Annotated in this window: 15 protein-coding genes; 9 read left to right on the top strand and 6 right to left on the bottom strand. The window is 69.3% G+C overall.

The genetic code is table 11. The features are described 5' to 3' along the window. Positions 1 to 22 precede the first annotated feature (22 nt). The gene (locus PSK12I2_RS0104465) at positions 23 to 1513 is read left to right on the top strand and encodes a YifB family Mg chelatase-like AAA ATPase (RefSeq protein ID WP_027597469.1); all 1491 of its coding nucleotides are present in this window, start codon (positions 23 to 25) and stop codon (positions 1511 to 1513) included. On the opposite strand, the gene PSK12I2_RS0104460 is transcribed toward PSK12I2_RS0104465, so the two are convergent. The 3 genes from PSK12I2_RS0104460 to PSK12I2_RS0104450 form a co-directional block, all read right to left on the bottom strand. After that, a complete protein-coding gene (locus PSK12I2_RS0104460) occupies positions 1510 to 1701 on the bottom strand; it encodes a hypothetical protein (RefSeq protein ID WP_027597468.1) in 192 nt (63 codons plus the stop codon). The two genes, PSK12I2_RS0104465 and PSK12I2_RS0104460, sit on opposite strands and share 4 nt — an antisense overlap. Before the next feature lie 128 nt (positions 1702 to 1829). Continuing rightward, positions 1830 to 3800 carry a methyl-accepting chemotaxis protein gene (locus PSK12I2_RS0104455; protein ID WP_037006627.1) on the bottom strand — a complete coding sequence of 657 codons (1971 nt, stop codon included), beginning with the start codon at positions 3798 to 3800 and terminating at the stop codon, positions 1830 to 1832. A gap of 161 nt (positions 3801 to 3961) precedes the next feature. Further along, positions 3962 to 4891, bottom strand: a complete 930-nt coding sequence (locus PSK12I2_RS0104450) for a LysR substrate-binding domain-containing protein (RefSeq protein WP_027597466.1) — start codon at positions 4889 to 4891, stop codon at positions 3962 to 3964. A gap of 105 nt (positions 4892 to 4996) precedes the next feature. Between PSK12I2_RS0104450 and PSK12I2_RS0104445 the strand changes: the two genes are divergently transcribed. Together PSK12I2_RS0104445 and PSK12I2_RS0104440 are read left to right on the top strand one after the other, a co-directional pair. Beyond that, on the top strand, positions 4997 to 6400 hold the full coding sequence (locus tag PSK12I2_RS0104445; protein ID WP_027597465.1) for a NorM family multidrug efflux MATE transporter: 1404 nt from the start codon (positions 4997 to 4999) through the stop codon (positions 6398 to 6400). A gap of 119 nt (positions 6401 to 6519) precedes the next feature. After that, positions 6520 to 7161 carry a response regulator transcription factor gene (locus PSK12I2_RS0104440; protein ID WP_027597464.1) on the top strand — a complete coding sequence of 214 codons (642 nt, stop codon included), beginning with the start codon at positions 6520 to 6522 and terminating at the stop codon, positions 7159 to 7161. On the opposite strand, the gene PSK12I2_RS23675 is transcribed toward PSK12I2_RS0104440, so the two are convergent. Both PSK12I2_RS23675 and PSK12I2_RS0104430 read right to left on the bottom strand, forming a co-directional pair. Further along, positions 7154 to 8785, bottom strand: coding sequence for a hybrid sensor histidine kinase/response regulator (locus PSK12I2_RS23675; RefSeq protein ID WP_051398679.1), 1632 nt, complete (start codon positions 8783 to 8785; stop codon positions 7154 to 7156). The two genes, PSK12I2_RS0104440 and PSK12I2_RS23675, sit on opposite strands and share 8 nt — an antisense overlap. Then, complete coding sequence (locus tag PSK12I2_RS0104430; RefSeq protein ID WP_044342260.1) at positions 8782 to 9471, bottom strand: YoaK family protein; 690 nt, start codon at positions 9469 to 9471, stop codon at positions 8782 to 8784. Before PSK12I2_RS0104430 ends, PSK12I2_RS23675 begins: the two co-directional genes overlap by 4 nt. 127 nt (positions 9472 to 9598) lie before the next feature. Here PSK12I2_RS0104430 and PSK12I2_RS0104425 point away from each other — a divergent pair, with 127 nt between their 5' ends. The 3 genes from PSK12I2_RS0104425 to PSK12I2_RS25180 all read left to right on the top strand — a co-directional run bounded on the left by PSK12I2_RS0104425 (position 9599) and on the right by PSK12I2_RS25180 (position 11563). Next, positions 9599 to 10444 carry a membrane protein gene (locus tag PSK12I2_RS0104425; protein ID WP_027597462.1) on the top strand — a complete coding sequence of 282 codons (846 nt, stop codon included), beginning with the start codon at positions 9599 to 9601 and terminating at the stop codon, positions 10442 to 10444. A 54-nt stretch (positions 10445 to 10498) separates the two neighbouring features. Continuing rightward, the gene (locus tag PSK12I2_RS25185) at positions 10499 to 10921 is read left to right on the top strand and encodes a hypothetical protein (protein WP_256203948.1); all 423 of its coding nucleotides are present in this window, start codon (positions 10499 to 10501) and stop codon (positions 10919 to 10921) included. A 258-nt stretch (positions 10922 to 11179) separates the two neighbouring features. Then, a complete protein-coding gene (locus PSK12I2_RS25180; RefSeq protein ID WP_256203947.1) occupies positions 11180 to 11563 on the top strand; it encodes a zinc ribbon domain-containing protein in 384 nt (127 codons plus the stop codon). 9 nt (positions 11564 to 11572) lie between these two features. On the opposite strand, the gene PSK12I2_RS23665 is transcribed toward PSK12I2_RS25180, so the two are convergent. Beyond that, entirely contained in the window at positions 11573 to 12367 is a 795-nt protein-coding gene (locus PSK12I2_RS23665) for an OBAP family protein (protein WP_037007506.1), read from the bottom strand. A 229-nt stretch (positions 12368 to 12596) separates the two neighbouring features. On the opposite strand from PSK12I2_RS23665, the gene PSK12I2_RS0104410 reads away from it, so the two are divergent. From PSK12I2_RS0104410 to PSK12I2_RS0104400, 3 genes are all read left to right on the top strand, one after another. Then, positions 12597 to 13355 (top strand): ParA family protein, encoded by a 759-nt coding sequence (locus tag PSK12I2_RS0104410; RefSeq protein ID WP_027597461.1) that lies wholly within the window; start codon positions 12597 to 12599, stop codon positions 13353 to 13355. An 83-nt stretch (positions 13356 to 13438) separates the two neighbouring features. After that, positions 13439 to 14131 (top strand): AzlC family ABC transporter permease, encoded by a 693-nt coding sequence (locus PSK12I2_RS0104405; protein ID WP_007159822.1) that lies wholly within the window; start codon positions 13439 to 13441, stop codon positions 14129 to 14131. Beyond that, positions 14128 to 14439, top strand: a complete 312-nt coding sequence (locus PSK12I2_RS0104400) for an AzlD domain-containing protein (protein WP_027597460.1) — start codon at positions 14128 to 14130, stop codon at positions 14437 to 14439. Before PSK12I2_RS0104405 ends, PSK12I2_RS0104400 begins: the two co-directional genes overlap by 4 nt. Positions 14440 to 14474: the final 35 nt, after the last annotated feature.

Raw genomic sequence — 14474 nt, 5'->3', positions numbered from 1 at the left:
GAATCACGATCAAGGAGAGATCATGTCGCTTGCCCTCGTTCATACCCGCGCCCAGGTGGGCGTGGAAGCGCCGCCGGTGGTCGTCGAGGCGCACCTGGCCAACGGCCTGCCCGCCCTCACCCTGGTCGGGCTGCCGGAAACCGCCGTTCGCGAAGCCAAGGATCGGGTGCGCAGCGCCATCCTCAATGCTGGCTTCGAATTCCCCAGTCGCCGCATCACCCTCAATCTCGCGCCCGCCGACCTGCCCAAGGACGGCGGGCGTTTCGATCTGGCCCTGGCCATCGGCATCCTCGCCGCCAGCGGGCAGCTGCCAGCGCAGGGCCTCGACGGCTACGAGTGCCTGGGTGAACTGGCCCTGTCGGGCGCGGTGCGGGCGGTGCGCGGCGTGCTGCCCGCAGCGCTGGCGGCCCGGGCCGCCGGGCGGATCCTGGTGGTGCCCCGCGCCAATGCCGAGGAAGCCTGCCTGGCCAGTGGCCTCAGGGTGCTGGCGGTCGATCACCTGCTGGAATTCGCCGGTCACCTGAGTGGCCAGGCCGTACTGGCCCCCTATCAGCCCAGCGGCCTGCTGCGCACCCCGCTGCCCTATCCCGATCTCGCCGAGGTCCAGGGCCAGCAGGCGGCCAAGCGCGCCCTGGTGGTGGCCGCGGCCGGTGCCCACAACCTGCTGCTGGCCGGCCCACCGGGAACCGGCAAGACGCTGCTCGCCAGTCGCCTGCCGGGACTGCTGCCGCCCCTGGACGAAGAAGAGGCGCTGCAGGTGGCCGCCATCCATTCGGTGGCCGGCCCCGAGCCGCTTGAACACTGGCCGCAGCGACCCTTTCGCCAGCCGCATCATTCGGCGTCCGGTCCGGCGCTGGTGGGCGGTGGCAGCCGACCCGGTCCCGGCGAGATCACCCTGGCCCACCGCGGGGTGCTGTTTCTCGACGAGTTACCGGAATTCGATCGCAAGGTGCTGGAGGTGCTGCGCGAGCCCCTGGAGAGTGGCGAGATCGTCATCGCCCGGGCGCGGGAGCGGGTGCGCTTTCCGGCGCGCTTCCAGCTGGTGGCGGCGATGAATCCCTGCCCCTGCGGCTATCTGGGCGATCCCAGCGGCCGCTGTCGCTGCAGCCCGGAGCAGATCCAGCGCTATCGCGGCAAGCTCTCCGGTCCGTTGCTGGACCGTATCGACCTGCACCTGACCGTGGCCCGCGAGCACCTGCGCCTGGGCGCTTCAGTGGTCAGCGAACTCACCACGGCGGAGGCCGCACGCCAGGTGGCCGACGCCCGCGCCCTCCAGCTGGCGCGCCAGGGTCGCCCCAACGCCCTGCTCGGTCTCGATCAGCTGCACCAGGTCTGTGCCCTTGGCGAGGCCGATCAGCGCTGGCTGGAAGGTGCGGGGGAACGCCTGAATCTGTCCCTGCGCGCCCTGCACCGGGTGGTCAAGGTGGCCCGTACCCTGGCCGATCTCGCCGGCGAGGACGAGATCCAGCGACCGCAGCTGGCGGAAGCCCTGCAGTATCGGGCGAGTCACTAGGCGCCGGCAGGCGGGCCGTAGTGGCGTGGCGGCTCCTGCAGGCGATCGCGCAACGCCTGGTTTTCCTGCGCCAGCTCGAAGCACATGGCCCGCCACTGGTGGGCCAGCTCGCGATAGTCGTCCCGCTCCGCCCGCAGCGTGGTCAGCATGCGTTCGACGGCCTGCACCGCCTCGTTGGATACGCCCATGACACCCCTCCTCTTATACTGTATTTGCATACAGTAGTCAGAGTATTGCGGCCAGGCAAGGGCCAAGGTGCGCAGGAATGAAAAAGGGAGGCCTGAGCCTCCCTTTCGCTGCTGCCGGAAGGGTCCGGTCAGCTGAAGCGCCCTACTTCGGCGCTCAGGTCTTCCGCCAGATGACGCAGCTCGCCCGCGGTACCGGCCAGCACCTCGGCGGCATCGCGCTGAGCGGCGTTGTCCACGGCGATCGCCTGGATGTTGCGGCTCAGGGCGGTGGCGGTGGTGCTCTGCTCGGCGGTGGCCTGGGCGATGCCGGAGAATTGCTCCACCGCCTCGGCGACCTGCTGGTCGATGCTGCGCAGCGCCTGGGCCACGTCGGCGTTGCGCGCCAGGCCCTGCTCCATGAGGCGATTGCCTTCATCGATGGCGCCCATGGCGCGCTGGGTCTCGCCCTGCACCGCGCCGATCATCTGCGAGATCTCGCGGGTGGCTTCGCTGGTGCGACCGGCCAGCTGCCGGACTTCGTCGGCGACCACGGCGAAGCCGCGGCCCTGCTCACCGGCCCGCGCGGCTTCGATGGCGGCGTTGAGCGCCAGCAGGTTGGTCTGCTCGGCGATCCCGCTGATGACGCCGATGATGCCGCCAATCTGCTGGGAGCGGCCGTCCAGGCCCTTGATCAGTTCCGCGGTGCTGGCCAGGGAATCGGCGATCTGCTCCAGGGCGCCCGAGGCGCCCTGCATGGCCTGGGTACCGGTGCGGGTCTGCTGGGCGTTTTCCTGCACCAGACGCTCGGTGCGCTGCATGCCGTCGGCGATGTTCTGGGCGGTGGCGCTGAATTCCTCCACGGCGCTGGCCATGCTGTCGATCTGGCTGGACTGCTCGGCGGAGCGTCTCAGGGTCTGGTCGGACAGCTGGCTCAGTTGCTGGGAGCGCTCGGTGACCGCGCGCGAAGAGCCACGGACCTGCTCGACGGTGGAGGCCAGGGCATCGGCCATCTGGTTGAAGCTCCGGGCGAGTTCGCCGATCTCGTCGTGGCTGCGCGCCTCGACCCGCACGCTGAGCTGACCGCGACCCAGGGCCTGGGCCCGCTCCACCAGCTGGCCCAGCGGCTTCAGCTTGTGGCGCAGCAGGACGACCGAGGCGAGTACCGCCAGCACCAGGGCTATCAGGCTGCCGATGGCCAGGCGCAGGCCCACGGCGTGCACCGGCGCGTCCAGCTCGGCCTTGGGCAGGGTGGCGACCACGGTCCAGCCTTCGCCGGCGACCGGCGCGCTGACGCTGAGGAAGTCCTCGTTGCCGTCCTGCCAGGTGTGTTCGTGCTGCTTGGGATCGTTCTTGAGGGCGGCGAGGAGCTCGTTGGCCTGCTTGGCATTGGCCGGCGGCACCAGCCAGTTGCCCTGCTCGTCGAGCAGGGCCAAGGAGCCGGTCTCGCCGATGCGCAGCTGGGTCAGCTGGGCCATTTGCTGGGCCTGGGCGTCGGTGTAGTCGAAGCCGACGAAGAGCACGGCGATGACCTTGCCGGCACCGTCGCGGACCGGGGTGTACTGGGTCATGTAGGAGCGCCCGAACAACTGGGCGCGCCCGACGTAGTTCTGGCCCTGCAGCAGACCGGCATAGGCCGGGTGCTTGCGATCGAGCTGGGTACCGATGGCGCGGCTGCCGTCCTGCTTCTTCAGCGAGGTGGTGATACGGGTGAAGTCGTCGCCATCGCGCACGAAGATGGTAGCGACGCCACCGGTCAGCCGGGTGAAGTCGTCGACCTGGCTGAAGTCGCTGTTCAGCGCCTGACCGGCGAACAGCAGCGCGGGGGCCGTGGCGCTGCCCAGGGGCAGTCGCTCGCCGGCCAGGCTCAGGCCGCCATCGAAGCGGCGCTCGAACAGATTGGCCAGGCGCTGGGTGCTGATCTTCAGGGTGCTTAGAAAGGTCTGCTGCTGATCGGAGAGCAGTCGGGCCTCGCTGCCCAGGTGCTTGCGCTGGGTGCCTTCGATGGACACGCTCAGGGCATGGAGGGCGAACAGACAACTGCCGGCGATCACGACAATCAGTACCAGACTGAGGGCCAAGGCAAGTTGTCGGGCGATACTACGACGCGGGGAAATGACCATAGGGGGCTCCAAAGCGCCTACATCCCTGTAGGGCAGTACGAATTTGAGGGCAAGGGCTATATCAGGCGACCGACCGCTCTAGGGCGGTCTTCTTAGGGGTTAACTGTTATCTTATCGGCAGAGGTACGATGAACTAAAGCCAATGACAGCAGTCTGGCGCCTTATTTATGGCGAATGACCTCCGGAAGGCTCTGGGACGCCACTTCCCGCTGCAAGAAGTCAGCCAGCTGGCGAAAGCGCGCCTGCCCCCGGCGATTGCGCGGCCAGACCAGGTAATAGGCATCGCCGCTGGCCACCGCCTCGGGCCAGGGCAAGGCGATGAGTCCGGCCGCCACGTCTTCGGCCAGCATCACCAGATCGCCGATGGACACCCCGTAGCCCCGCGCGGCAGCGGCCATGCCCAGCTCCAGGGTGTCGAACACCTGGCCACCCGTCAGGGGCACCGCCTGAGTCAGGCCCATGGCCTGCAGCCAGCGGCGCCAGTCGCGGCGGTCGAAGGTGGGATGCAGCAGCTCTTCCCGCTGCAGGCGCGTCGGGTCCCAGACGCCCTCGCGGGCGGCAGCCGGCGAGCAGACCGGCACCAGCCACTCCTCGAACAGCGGCACCACCTCCCAGTCCGCCGGGAAGCGGCCATCACCGAGCAGCACCGCGCAATCGAAGGGCTCGTGGACGAAGTCGACCCGGTCGCTGGCCATCCAGACGCTGGTGAGCTGGATGTCCAGTTGCGGACTGAGCTGGCGAAAGCGCGCCAGCCGCGCCAGCAGCCAGCGCAGCGACAGGGTGGTGGGCGCCTTGAGTCTCAGGGTGCCCTCGGCCACGGCGAGATTGCCGCAGGCCCGCGCCAGCGCCTCGAAGCCCTCGCTCAGGCCCGGCAGGAGCAGCTTGCCGGGCTCGGTCAGCGCCAGCTGACGGCCGGCGCGCTCGAACAGGCGGCAGCCAAAGGTCTCTTCCAGCGTCCGCACATGGCGACTGACCGCACTCTGGGTCAGCGACAACTCCTGAGCCGCGCGGGTAAAGGAGCCATGGCGAGCGGCGGCCTCGAAGGCGCGCAGGGCATACAGCGGCGGCAGCCGCGAGGGGACGTCGGGCATGACTCTGACTCATGGATGGCATGGCTATTTTCCGATTGTGGAAGGCGCGAACGCATCCAACAATGAGTTCTTGTCAAAGTCGGCCCTGCTCAGCGAGATCCACCCATGTCTCTGCCGCGTCACGAGTTGCTCGCGCTGTTGCGCCTCGCCTTGCCCCTGATCGGTGCGCAGCTGGCCTATGTGGCCATGGTCTTCACCGACACCCTGATGATGGGCCGCCTGGGCCCGGCCGCCCTGGCCGGTGGCGGCCTGGGGGCGGCGGTCTATTCCTTCGTCTCGGTGATCTGCGTGGGGGTGATCACCGCGGTGGCCAACCTGGCGGCCTTGCGCCGGGGCGCGGGCGATACCGAGGGCGTGGCGGCGGTGACGGCGGCCGGGATCTGGATCGCCGCGGTGCTGGCACTGCTGGCCGGCACCCTGCTGTGGCATATCGAGCCATTGCTGGCCCTGGCCGGCCAGCCGGAAGAGAGTCGCCAGGCGGCCGGGGTATTCCTGCGCTGCCTGGCCTTCGCCCTGCCCGGCCATCTGCTGTTCATGACGCTGCGGGGTTTCACCAGCGCCCTGGAAAGACCCGGACCGGTGTTGACCATCGTGCTGGGGGCGGCGCTGCTCAACGCCCTGTTCAACCTGGCGCTGCTGCACGGCTGGGGCGGCCTGCCGCAACCCGGGCTGCCAGGCATCGGCGCGGTGACCGCGGTGGTGATGAATGGCGCGGCCCTGGGCCTGGCGCTGTATATCGCCCGCCATCCGGCCTATGCCGCCTATCCCCTGCGCCGCTATCTGCGCCGCCCGGATCGTCGTGCCCTCGCCGACACCCTCGGCCAGGGCCTGGCGATCAGCGGTACCTATGCGGTGGAAGCCTGCCTGTTCCTCTCCGCGGCGCTGTGCATGGGCGCCCTCGGCGCCACCGCCCTGGCGGCCCATCAGATCGCCAATCAGCTGGTGTATCTGGTGTTCATGTTGCCAGCCGGCCTCTCCTACGCCACCAGCATCCGTATCGGCCAGCACCAGGGCGCCGGGCGGCCGCGCGAGGCCCTGCTGGTGGGGCGGCTGGCCATCGGTGGTGGTGCCCTGGTGATGCTGGGCATCGCCCTGCTGTTCTGGAGCTTTCCCACCTGGCTGGTGGGGTTGTTTCTGCCGGATGGCCACAGCCCGGTCAGTGAGCTGGCGCGGCAGCTGGTGCTGATCGCGGCGGTGTTCGTCATCTTCGATGGCACCCAGAGCATCGCCCAAGGGGCTCTGCGCGGCATCCGCCAGGCGCGCCTGGGTTTCTACGGCGGCTTGCTCTGCTACTGCCTGATCGGCGCCAGTGGCGCCTGGCTGCTGGGCGTCCGGTTGGGTATCGGCCCCCATGGCGTCTGGTGGGGCCTGGCATTCGGCCTGGCCTGTGCGGCGCTGCTGCTGACCGGCGCCTTCGAGTGGCTGATGCGGCGGCAGTTGGGCGCAGGTGCCGTGCAGGACCTGTCGGAGCCGCTGGCCGCGCCGCGTGGCCTGGCGCAAGACGGCTGAGCGCTGCGGCAGCCCAAGCGTTTTACCAAGTGGTCCACCCTTGGGGCCTGCGCTAGACTAGCCATTTTGGGCCACCCCGGCGTAACGCCCGGTGTCCAGGGCCCCCAGGATAGCCAGAGATGCAACGTTTCATCGTCGCCGACGACCATCCGCTGTTTCGTGAAGGCCTGGTGCGCATCCTGCGCCAGCTGCAGCCGCAGGCGCAGGTGGAGCAGGCCGATAGTCTGCAACAGGTCCTGGAACTGGCACGCCAGGGCGAGCCGCCCAGTGGGCTCCTGCTGGACCTGCTCTATCCTGGCCAGGACCTGAGCTTTTCGCTGCGCGCCCTGCGCCAGGAATTCAAGCGCAGCACCCTGATCGTGGTCTCGATGCTGGAAGACGCCACGGTGATCGAGCATATCCTGGCGGCGGGCGTGGATGGCTTCATCGGCAAGGCGCTGCCGCCAGCGGCCATGGCCGAGGCGATCGCCGACTGCCTCGCCGGGCAACCGGTGGTGCGCTATGCCATGCCGAATCTGGCTGCGGCCAGTCTGGCGCCCGACCACCGGCTGCAGGCGCTGACGCCGCGGCAGCTGGAGGTGCTCGGCCTGATCACCCAGGGCCTGAGCAACAAGGAGATCGCCCGGATCCTGGCCATCTCGCCCTTTACCGTGCGCATCCATGTTTCCGCGCTGCTGCGCACCCTGGGCGTCGGCACCCGCGCGGCGGCGGCCGCCTTTGGCGCCAAGGCCGGCCTCGGCGCCCAGCGCTCGCTCAGCTAGCCGCGACGCGAGAGGCCAGCAGCAGGGCGCGCAATTCCGCCGGTCGCACCGGCTTGGCCAGCACCGGGATCTCGGCGTCGCCCAGCGCCTGCTGGACCTGGGGAATGTCGTGCCCGGTCACCACGATGGCCGGGATGCGCCGGCCCTGCAGCCGGTTGAGATAGGCGATGCAGTCGGCGCCCGAGGCGCTGCGATCCAGATCGAAATCGGTGATCACCAGGTCGCAGCTCACGGCGCCGGCGGGGATGCTGGTGGCGGTGGTGACCTCGCAACCCCAGCTGCGCAGCAGGGTCGCGGTGGCCAGCAGCACGTTGGCATCGTCCTCGATGAGCAGCACCCGCCAGCCGGCGAGCAGGTGCTGGGGGCCATTCACCGGCCGTGGCCGCACCTCCAGCGGCAGGGTGGCCAGCGGCAGGCCCTGGAGCCTGACCGCGGTACCGCGGCCGGGGCGCGAGCGGATGGTCAGCTGCAGATCGAGCAGGGTGGCGATGCGCTGTACGATGGACAGCCCCAGGCCGACGCCCTCGATGTCGCGATCGCGCGTCTCCCGTACCCGGTAGAACTCCTCGCACAGGTGCGGCAGGTGCTCGGCGGCGATGCCCGGTCCCTGGTCGTAGACCACCAGGGCGAGCTGGCCCTGGCGCCGGCGCACCGCCAGCAGCAGAGGTTTGCCCGGCGCGTACTTGAGGGCGTTGGACAGCAGATTCTGCAGCGAGGTGAGCAGCAGCGCCGGGTCGCTGTAGACCTGCAGCCCGCAGGCGCGCCAGCGGATCTCCACCCCGGCCCAGCGCGCCGCCTCGGCATTCTGCCGCACCAGGTCGCCGAACAGGGTATCCAGGTCCACCACCGTGCGCCGCGGACTGACCTGCTGCTGATCGAGGGTGTAGATGTCCAGCAGCGAGCGGAACAGCTGCTCGACGCCGAGCAGGGAGCGGTCGATGTTGTCGACCAGCCGGCCCTGATCGGCGCTCAGCTGGCCGTCGCGCAGGCAGGCGGTGAACAGGCCGATGGAATGGATCGGCTGGCGCAGGTCATGGCTGGCCTGCGCCAGGAAGCGCGCCTTGGCCAGGTTGGCCGCCTGGGTCTCGCGCAGCGAATCCTGGATGCGGGTCAGCAGGAAATGCACGTAGCCGGGCACCAGCAGCGCGGTCACCAGCATCATCAGGGCCACCGTCGGATAGCGCTGCAGGAAGGGCATCCCGGCAATGATGGCGGCGAGGGCGGTCAGCGACAGTCCGGTGGCCAGCAGCAGGTAGCCACGTCCATAGCGCAGGCCATTGCCCACCGTGACCCAGAGCAGCACGCCGAACAGCGGCAGCAGGGCCTCGCCGCTGGTGATGGAGGAAAATGTGATGGCGCTGAAGTCCAGGCTCATGGCCAGCAGCCGTCGCCAGGGCTTGACCCCCGGCCGCCGCCGGACCTCGACGAACAGGCCGATGGCCGCCACGGCGAACAGGGCGTAGCAGAGCAGGTTGGCCAGCAGGATGGCGGTGTCGAACAGCCCCCAGGCCCAGGCGCCGATGATGTAGGTCGAGGCCGGCAGGATGAAGGCCAGCCGGACCTTGGCCTGGCCCAGTTCGGGATCGCGGGCGCTGACCCCCAGGGTCTGGGTCGCGGCGCTCATGACGCCAGATAGCCCAGTTGCCAGGCCCGCGGGATCAGGCGAAAGATCACCGCCAGGATCGCGGCCAGGGCTGCGCTGGCGTACCAGGCCGCCAGGCCCAGTCCCGCTTCCAGCGCAGCGCCGAGCACCCCGCCAAGCAGCATGCCCAGCCAGGGCACCAGTTGGATGCGCCAGCCGCGTCGCCGCTCGCCCAGCAGCCAGTGACCCAGACCGCGCCCGAAGCGCGACAGGGCGCCGGTGACGTAGGTGAGGCCGATGGGCAGGCCATAGACCTGCTCCACCACCGCATTGACCATGCCCATGGCGAACACTCCGGTCAGCAGCGCTAGCGGGCCCAGGGGCAGACTGGCCGCCAGCGCCAACAGCAGGGCCAGCAGGCCGAGCAGCAGGCAGGCGCGCTGGCGGGTCAGCCGTTGCAGCAGTACGCCGCCGGCATTGCCCAGCACGAAGGTGCCGATGGCCAGCGCCAGGTGCCCCGCTGCAGCCCAGCGGCCTGCCGCCACCTCGGCTGCTAGACGGGTGGTATTACCGCTCATGAAGGAGACGAAATCGCCGGTGGCGAGAAAGCCGATGGCATCGGTCATGCCGGCCAGCAGCGACAGGCCGGCGACCAGCGCCAGGCCGACCGCGCCGTGGCGCGGCGCGACCGGCAGAGCGGCGGGTGGAAGGGGGGAAGAGGTGTGCATGGCAGCCATCCTGGCTGAGCGAAAAAAGACGGCCATCAGTGTGCGACGTGACGCGCCCCGACGCCATGGGCGACGCTCCGGAAGGCGCCCTGGGCTAGACTGATGGACCCGCCTGGCCGGAGGCCTCGTGACCACGCCCCTGTTCGCCCTGGTACTGCTCGCCGCCCTGCTGCACGCCGGCTGGAACGCCCTGCTCAAGATCGGCCTCGATCGCTTTCTCACCGCCAGCCTGATCCAGATCGGCGCCGGCGTCGCCGCCCTGCTGGCCCTGCCCTTCGTGGCCCTGCCCGCGGCCGCGGCCTGGCCCTGGATCGCCCTCTCCGCCCTGCTGCACATCGGCTACAACGCCTTTCTCGCCCGCGCCTATCGCTATGGCGACCTGGGCCAGGTCTATCCGCTCTCCCGCGGCAGCGCCCCGCTGCTGGTCAGCGGGGTGGCCTTTCTCGCCCTCGGCGAAGTGCTGTCGCCGCCCGCCCTGCTCGGCCTCGGCCTGCTGGTGACCGGTCTCGCCCTGATGGCGCTGCTCGGGGCCCGGCGCGGCACGCCGCCCAGCCTGGCGTTGCTGGTCTGCGCCTTCACCACCGGCAGCTTCATCGCCGCCTACACCCTGGCCGATGCCCTGGGCGCGCGCGCCAGCGGTGATGCGGTGGCCTATGCCCTCTGGCTGTTCGCGGTGAACGGCGTGGTGGCCGCGCTGGTGCTGCGCCTGAGTCGTGGCGGCTCGGCCTTTGCCGGCCTCGGTCCGCACTGGCGCGCCGGGCTGGCTGGCGGGGTCATGTCGATGCTGGCCTACAGCCTGGTGATCGTTGCCACCACCCAGGCGCCCATCGGCCTGGTCTCGGCGCTGCGCGAGACCAGCGTGCTGTTCGCCCTGCTGATCGGGGTCTTCTGGCTGCACGAGAGTCTGCCGCTGGGGCGCGTCTGCGCCGGCCTGGCCATCGTCGCCGGGGTGGTGGCGATCAAGCTGGCCTGAGCGGGGCGCCCGGGGAGCGGCTAAGCTGTGCCTTCTTTCGACCTGGAGGGACCCATGGGCAAATCGCTGCGACTCTCGGAAAAGTGGTTCAATCGCGGCCTCTGGCTGCTGGCGCTGGTGTTCGCCGGCTTTCTCATCGGCCTGGGCGGCACCCTGGTCGGCGATCTGCCCCAGGTGGAGCGCCAGCAGGGTCTGGAAGACTTCATGGATCCGGCGGCCACCGCCGCGGCGCGGGCGGACCAGCGCCAGGCGAACCAGGCCCGGCGCGCGGCCCAGGACGCCCTCGACCAGGCCCAGCTGCAGCAGGCCGCGGCGGCGCGCAGCTACACGGCCAATCGCGAGACCTTCGACAACTGGCTGGCGACCCGCCAGACCACCCAGCGCCCCGAGCAGGACGCCGAGCTGATCGCCCGCAGCCGCGCCCTGGACGCGCTCAAGGCCGGCGAGCGCGCCGCCGAGCAGGAGGTCGAACGCTAGGAGCAGGCGCTACTGGATGCCGAGCAGCACGCGGCCGCCGCCGCGCGCAGCCTGGCCGAGCTGAGCGACGCGGCCCAGCAGGCCTGGCTCGACGCCCGCCAGCAGGCCGAACTGCGGGTCTTCCTCTATCGCCTGGCGCTGACGCTCCCCCTGCTGGCAGTCGCCGCCTGGCTATTCGTCCGCCAGCGCAAGAGCACCTGGTGGCCTTTCGTCTGGGGCTTCATCTTCTTCGCGCTGTTCGCCTTCTTTGTCGAACTGGTGCCCTATCTGCCCAGCTATGGCGGCTATGTGCGCTATCTGGTGGGCATCCTGCTGACGGTCCTGGGCGGGCGCTACGCCATCCGCGCCCTGCAGGACTATCGCGCCCGCCTGGCGCTCAAGGAAACCCAGCCGGACACCGTCCGACGCGAAGAACTGCACTACGACACCGCCCTGGCGCGGCTGGCCAAGGGCGTCTGCCCGGGCTGCGAGCGGCCGGTGGACCTCAAGGACCCGGGGATCGACTTCTGCCCCCATTGCGGCATCGGCCTGCACGACCACTGCGGCGCCTGCCAGACGCGCAAGAGCGCCTTCGCGCATTTCTGCCACGCCTGCGGGACGGCGGCGCGTGGGTCCGAGCGAAGTCCGACGGGCGCGCCCTGATGGCAGGCCTCAGGGCTTGTTCGAACTGGTATTGACGCCCTTTTCGGTGTGCTCGCCGTCGTGCTTGTGCAACTGGCCGGTGGGGTCCTGCAGCTGGATGACCTGGCCCTGCTGCCAGGCATTGGCGCCGGGGGCGACCGCGGGGGTCGGCAGGTCGGCACGGGCGGCCCTGGTCTCGCTGGACGAGATACCCAGGCGGCGATCACGCTCGGCGAGCAGCTTGGGATCGAGCTGGCCGTCGGCAGTAAAGCCCATCATCAGCTGAGGCACGCCCAGGGGCAGCTCCAGATCCTGATCGGTATGCCAGGTATGCCAGGTCTTGCCGTAGGTATGCACCAGCTTGTCCATCAGCCGGTGTTCGGCCACCTGGGGTACGCCGGGCGCGACCAGCTGGCCCGACTTCACCTCGTGCACATGGCTGTGCCAGAGCGCCTTCTCGGCCTCGGGCAGAGTCTTGAACAGCCGTTCGCTAATGATGTACTCGACGCCCATCAGCTTGGCATCGGCGACATTGCCGTCGTAGATCACGCACTGGAACATCTCTTCGCCCAGGACGCTGCAATAGTGATGGGCCTCCATCTGGCTGTGGGGATGGCCGTTGTAGAAGTGGAAGCCGTCCAGGTAGGTGTTGAGGGCGGCGATGGGCGGCTTGCGCTGCAGGACGTCGGCGCCGGCTTCGAGCACCCGGGTATCGGTCTGGGCGGGGGCACCCGGCACCGGGACCGGCGATTGGGTGTCGTTGGCGGCCTGGGCCAGCGGAGCGCAGGCGAGCAGCAGCAAGGCGGGGAATCGGCGGAGGGTCATGGCGCATTCTCGACGGGAGCTTGCCGAGTTCGAAGCCCGGGCGGACGCCTAGGTTCCACCGCTGCGCTAGGCTCGTCATACGAATGTCATGCAACGGCCATAAATTCGTCATCGTCCGCGCCTGGCCTTTCGGTATAAGCGAAACGCCACAGCCACACCTTTGCACCCAGGCTCCTCTCACTGTCGGGACGACTCAATGAACGCACACAGCTCTCCCTCCGGTCATGCCCTGCGCCGCGTGGTCTTCAACAAGAAGGGCGGTGTCGGCAAGTCCAGCATCGCCTGCAACCTGGCGGCCATCAGCGCCCACGAGGGCTATCGCACCCTGCTGGTGGACCTCGATCCCCAGGCCAACTCCAGCCAGTACCTCACCGGCGAGGTGGGCGACGACCTGCCCCACGGCATCGCCGATTTCTTCAAGCAGACCCTGAGCGGCGGCAAGAAAGCCCAGGCCAACATCCACGCCACCGCCTGGCCGAATCTGGATCTGATCGCCGCCTCGGGCGAGCTGACCGAGCTGCAGTTCAAGCTCGAATCCAAGTACAAGATCCAGAAGCTCGCCAAGTATCTCGACAAGCTCGGCGAAGACTATGACCGCATCTACCTGGACACCCCGCCGGCGCTGAATTTCTACAGCATCTCGGCGCTGATCGCCGCCGATCGTTGCCTGATCCCCTTCGACTGCGATGTCTTCGCCCAGCAGGCGCTCTACGACCTGATCGAGGAGCTGGAGGAGATCCGCGAGGACTACAACGAAAAGCTCGCCGTCGAGGGCATCGTCATCAACCAGTACCACGCACAGGCCAGCACCCCGCGGCAGCTGATCGAGGAACTCCAGGCGCGCGACCTGCCGGTGCTGGCGGCGCCGCTGATGTCTTCGGTGAAGATGCGCGAATCCCACCAGCAGCATCGCCCGCTGATCCACCTGGACCCGGGCCACAAGCTGACCCGGCAGTACCTGGAACTGTTCGCCCTGCTGGAAGGCTGAAGGCGCCCCAGCGCAAGAACGTTCAAGACGGCGGCGGCGCGGCGCGGCACCCTGGGCATCCCCTGCCCTCCGGAGCCCTGCCGATGACCGCTTCCCGCCGCCGCGCCTTCCTCCAGGGCGCCTGGCAGATCATGCCGCTGTCGCTGGCCTGCGCGCCCTGGGGCATCCTGGTCGGCGCCCTGGCCATCGAGACCGGACTCAGCGTGCTGGAAGGCCAGGCCTTTTCCCTGCTGGTGTTCGCCGGGGCGGCGCAACTGGTGGCCCTGGGCATGCTCAAGGCCGGCGCGGGCCTCGCCGCCATCCTGCTGACCACCCTGCTGCTGACCTCCCAGCACCTGCTCTATGGCCTGCACCTGAGACGCGTCCTGGCGCCCCAGCCACTGCCCTGGCGGCTGGGCTTCGGCTTCCTGCTCACCGACGAATTCTTCGCCCTGAACCATGCCGAGCAACCAGCCAGCTTCGACCGCTGGCGCGCCCTGGGCATGGGCCTGAGTTTCTATCTGCTGTGGAATCTCTTCACCCTGGCCGGGCTGCTGCTGGGGCGGGTGCTGCCCAACCTGGGTGCCCTGGGCCTGGACTTCTCCATCGCCGCCACCTTCATCGCCCTGGTGGTGCCCCTGGTGCGCGACCTGGCCACCGTGGCCTGCGTGCTCACCGCGCTGCTGGTGTCGGTGTGGCTGCATCACCTGCACTGGCAGGGCGCCCTGGTGCTGGGCGGCCTGGCGGGGATGAGCGTGGGCTTTCTGGTCCGCCGCCTGCGGGAGCGCCTGCCATGATCCTCGCCACCGTGCTCGGCATGGCCGCCCTGGTCTTCTGCAATCGCTATCTCTTTCTCGAACCGCGCCTGCCGCTGCGCCTGGGCCGCAACCTGCGCACCTTCCTGGAATTCGCCGTGCCCGGGATGCTCACCGCCATCTGCGGCCCCATCCTGTTCTCCGGCGAGACGTCGCTGGCCGCGACCCTGGTCGATCCCTACCCGCTGGCGGCCCTGACCGCGGTGGGGCTGATGCTCTGGACGCGACGGGTGCTGACCACGGTGATCCTCAGCATGGGCGTGTTCTACCTGCTACGCTGGCTCCTCTAGCCCGAAGGTGGAACCCGTCGGGGCCACGAGAGAGC

Source organism: Pseudomonas sp. MOIL14HWK12:I2 (assembly GCF_000510745.1).
GTDB classification, from domain to species: Bacteria; Pseudomonadota; Gammaproteobacteria; order Pseudomonadales; family Pseudomonadaceae; genus Chryseomonas; species Chryseomonas oryzihabitans.
The sequence above is the reverse complement of the archived record's forward strand: the minus strand, read 5'-3'. Positions and strand labels throughout refer to the sequence as shown.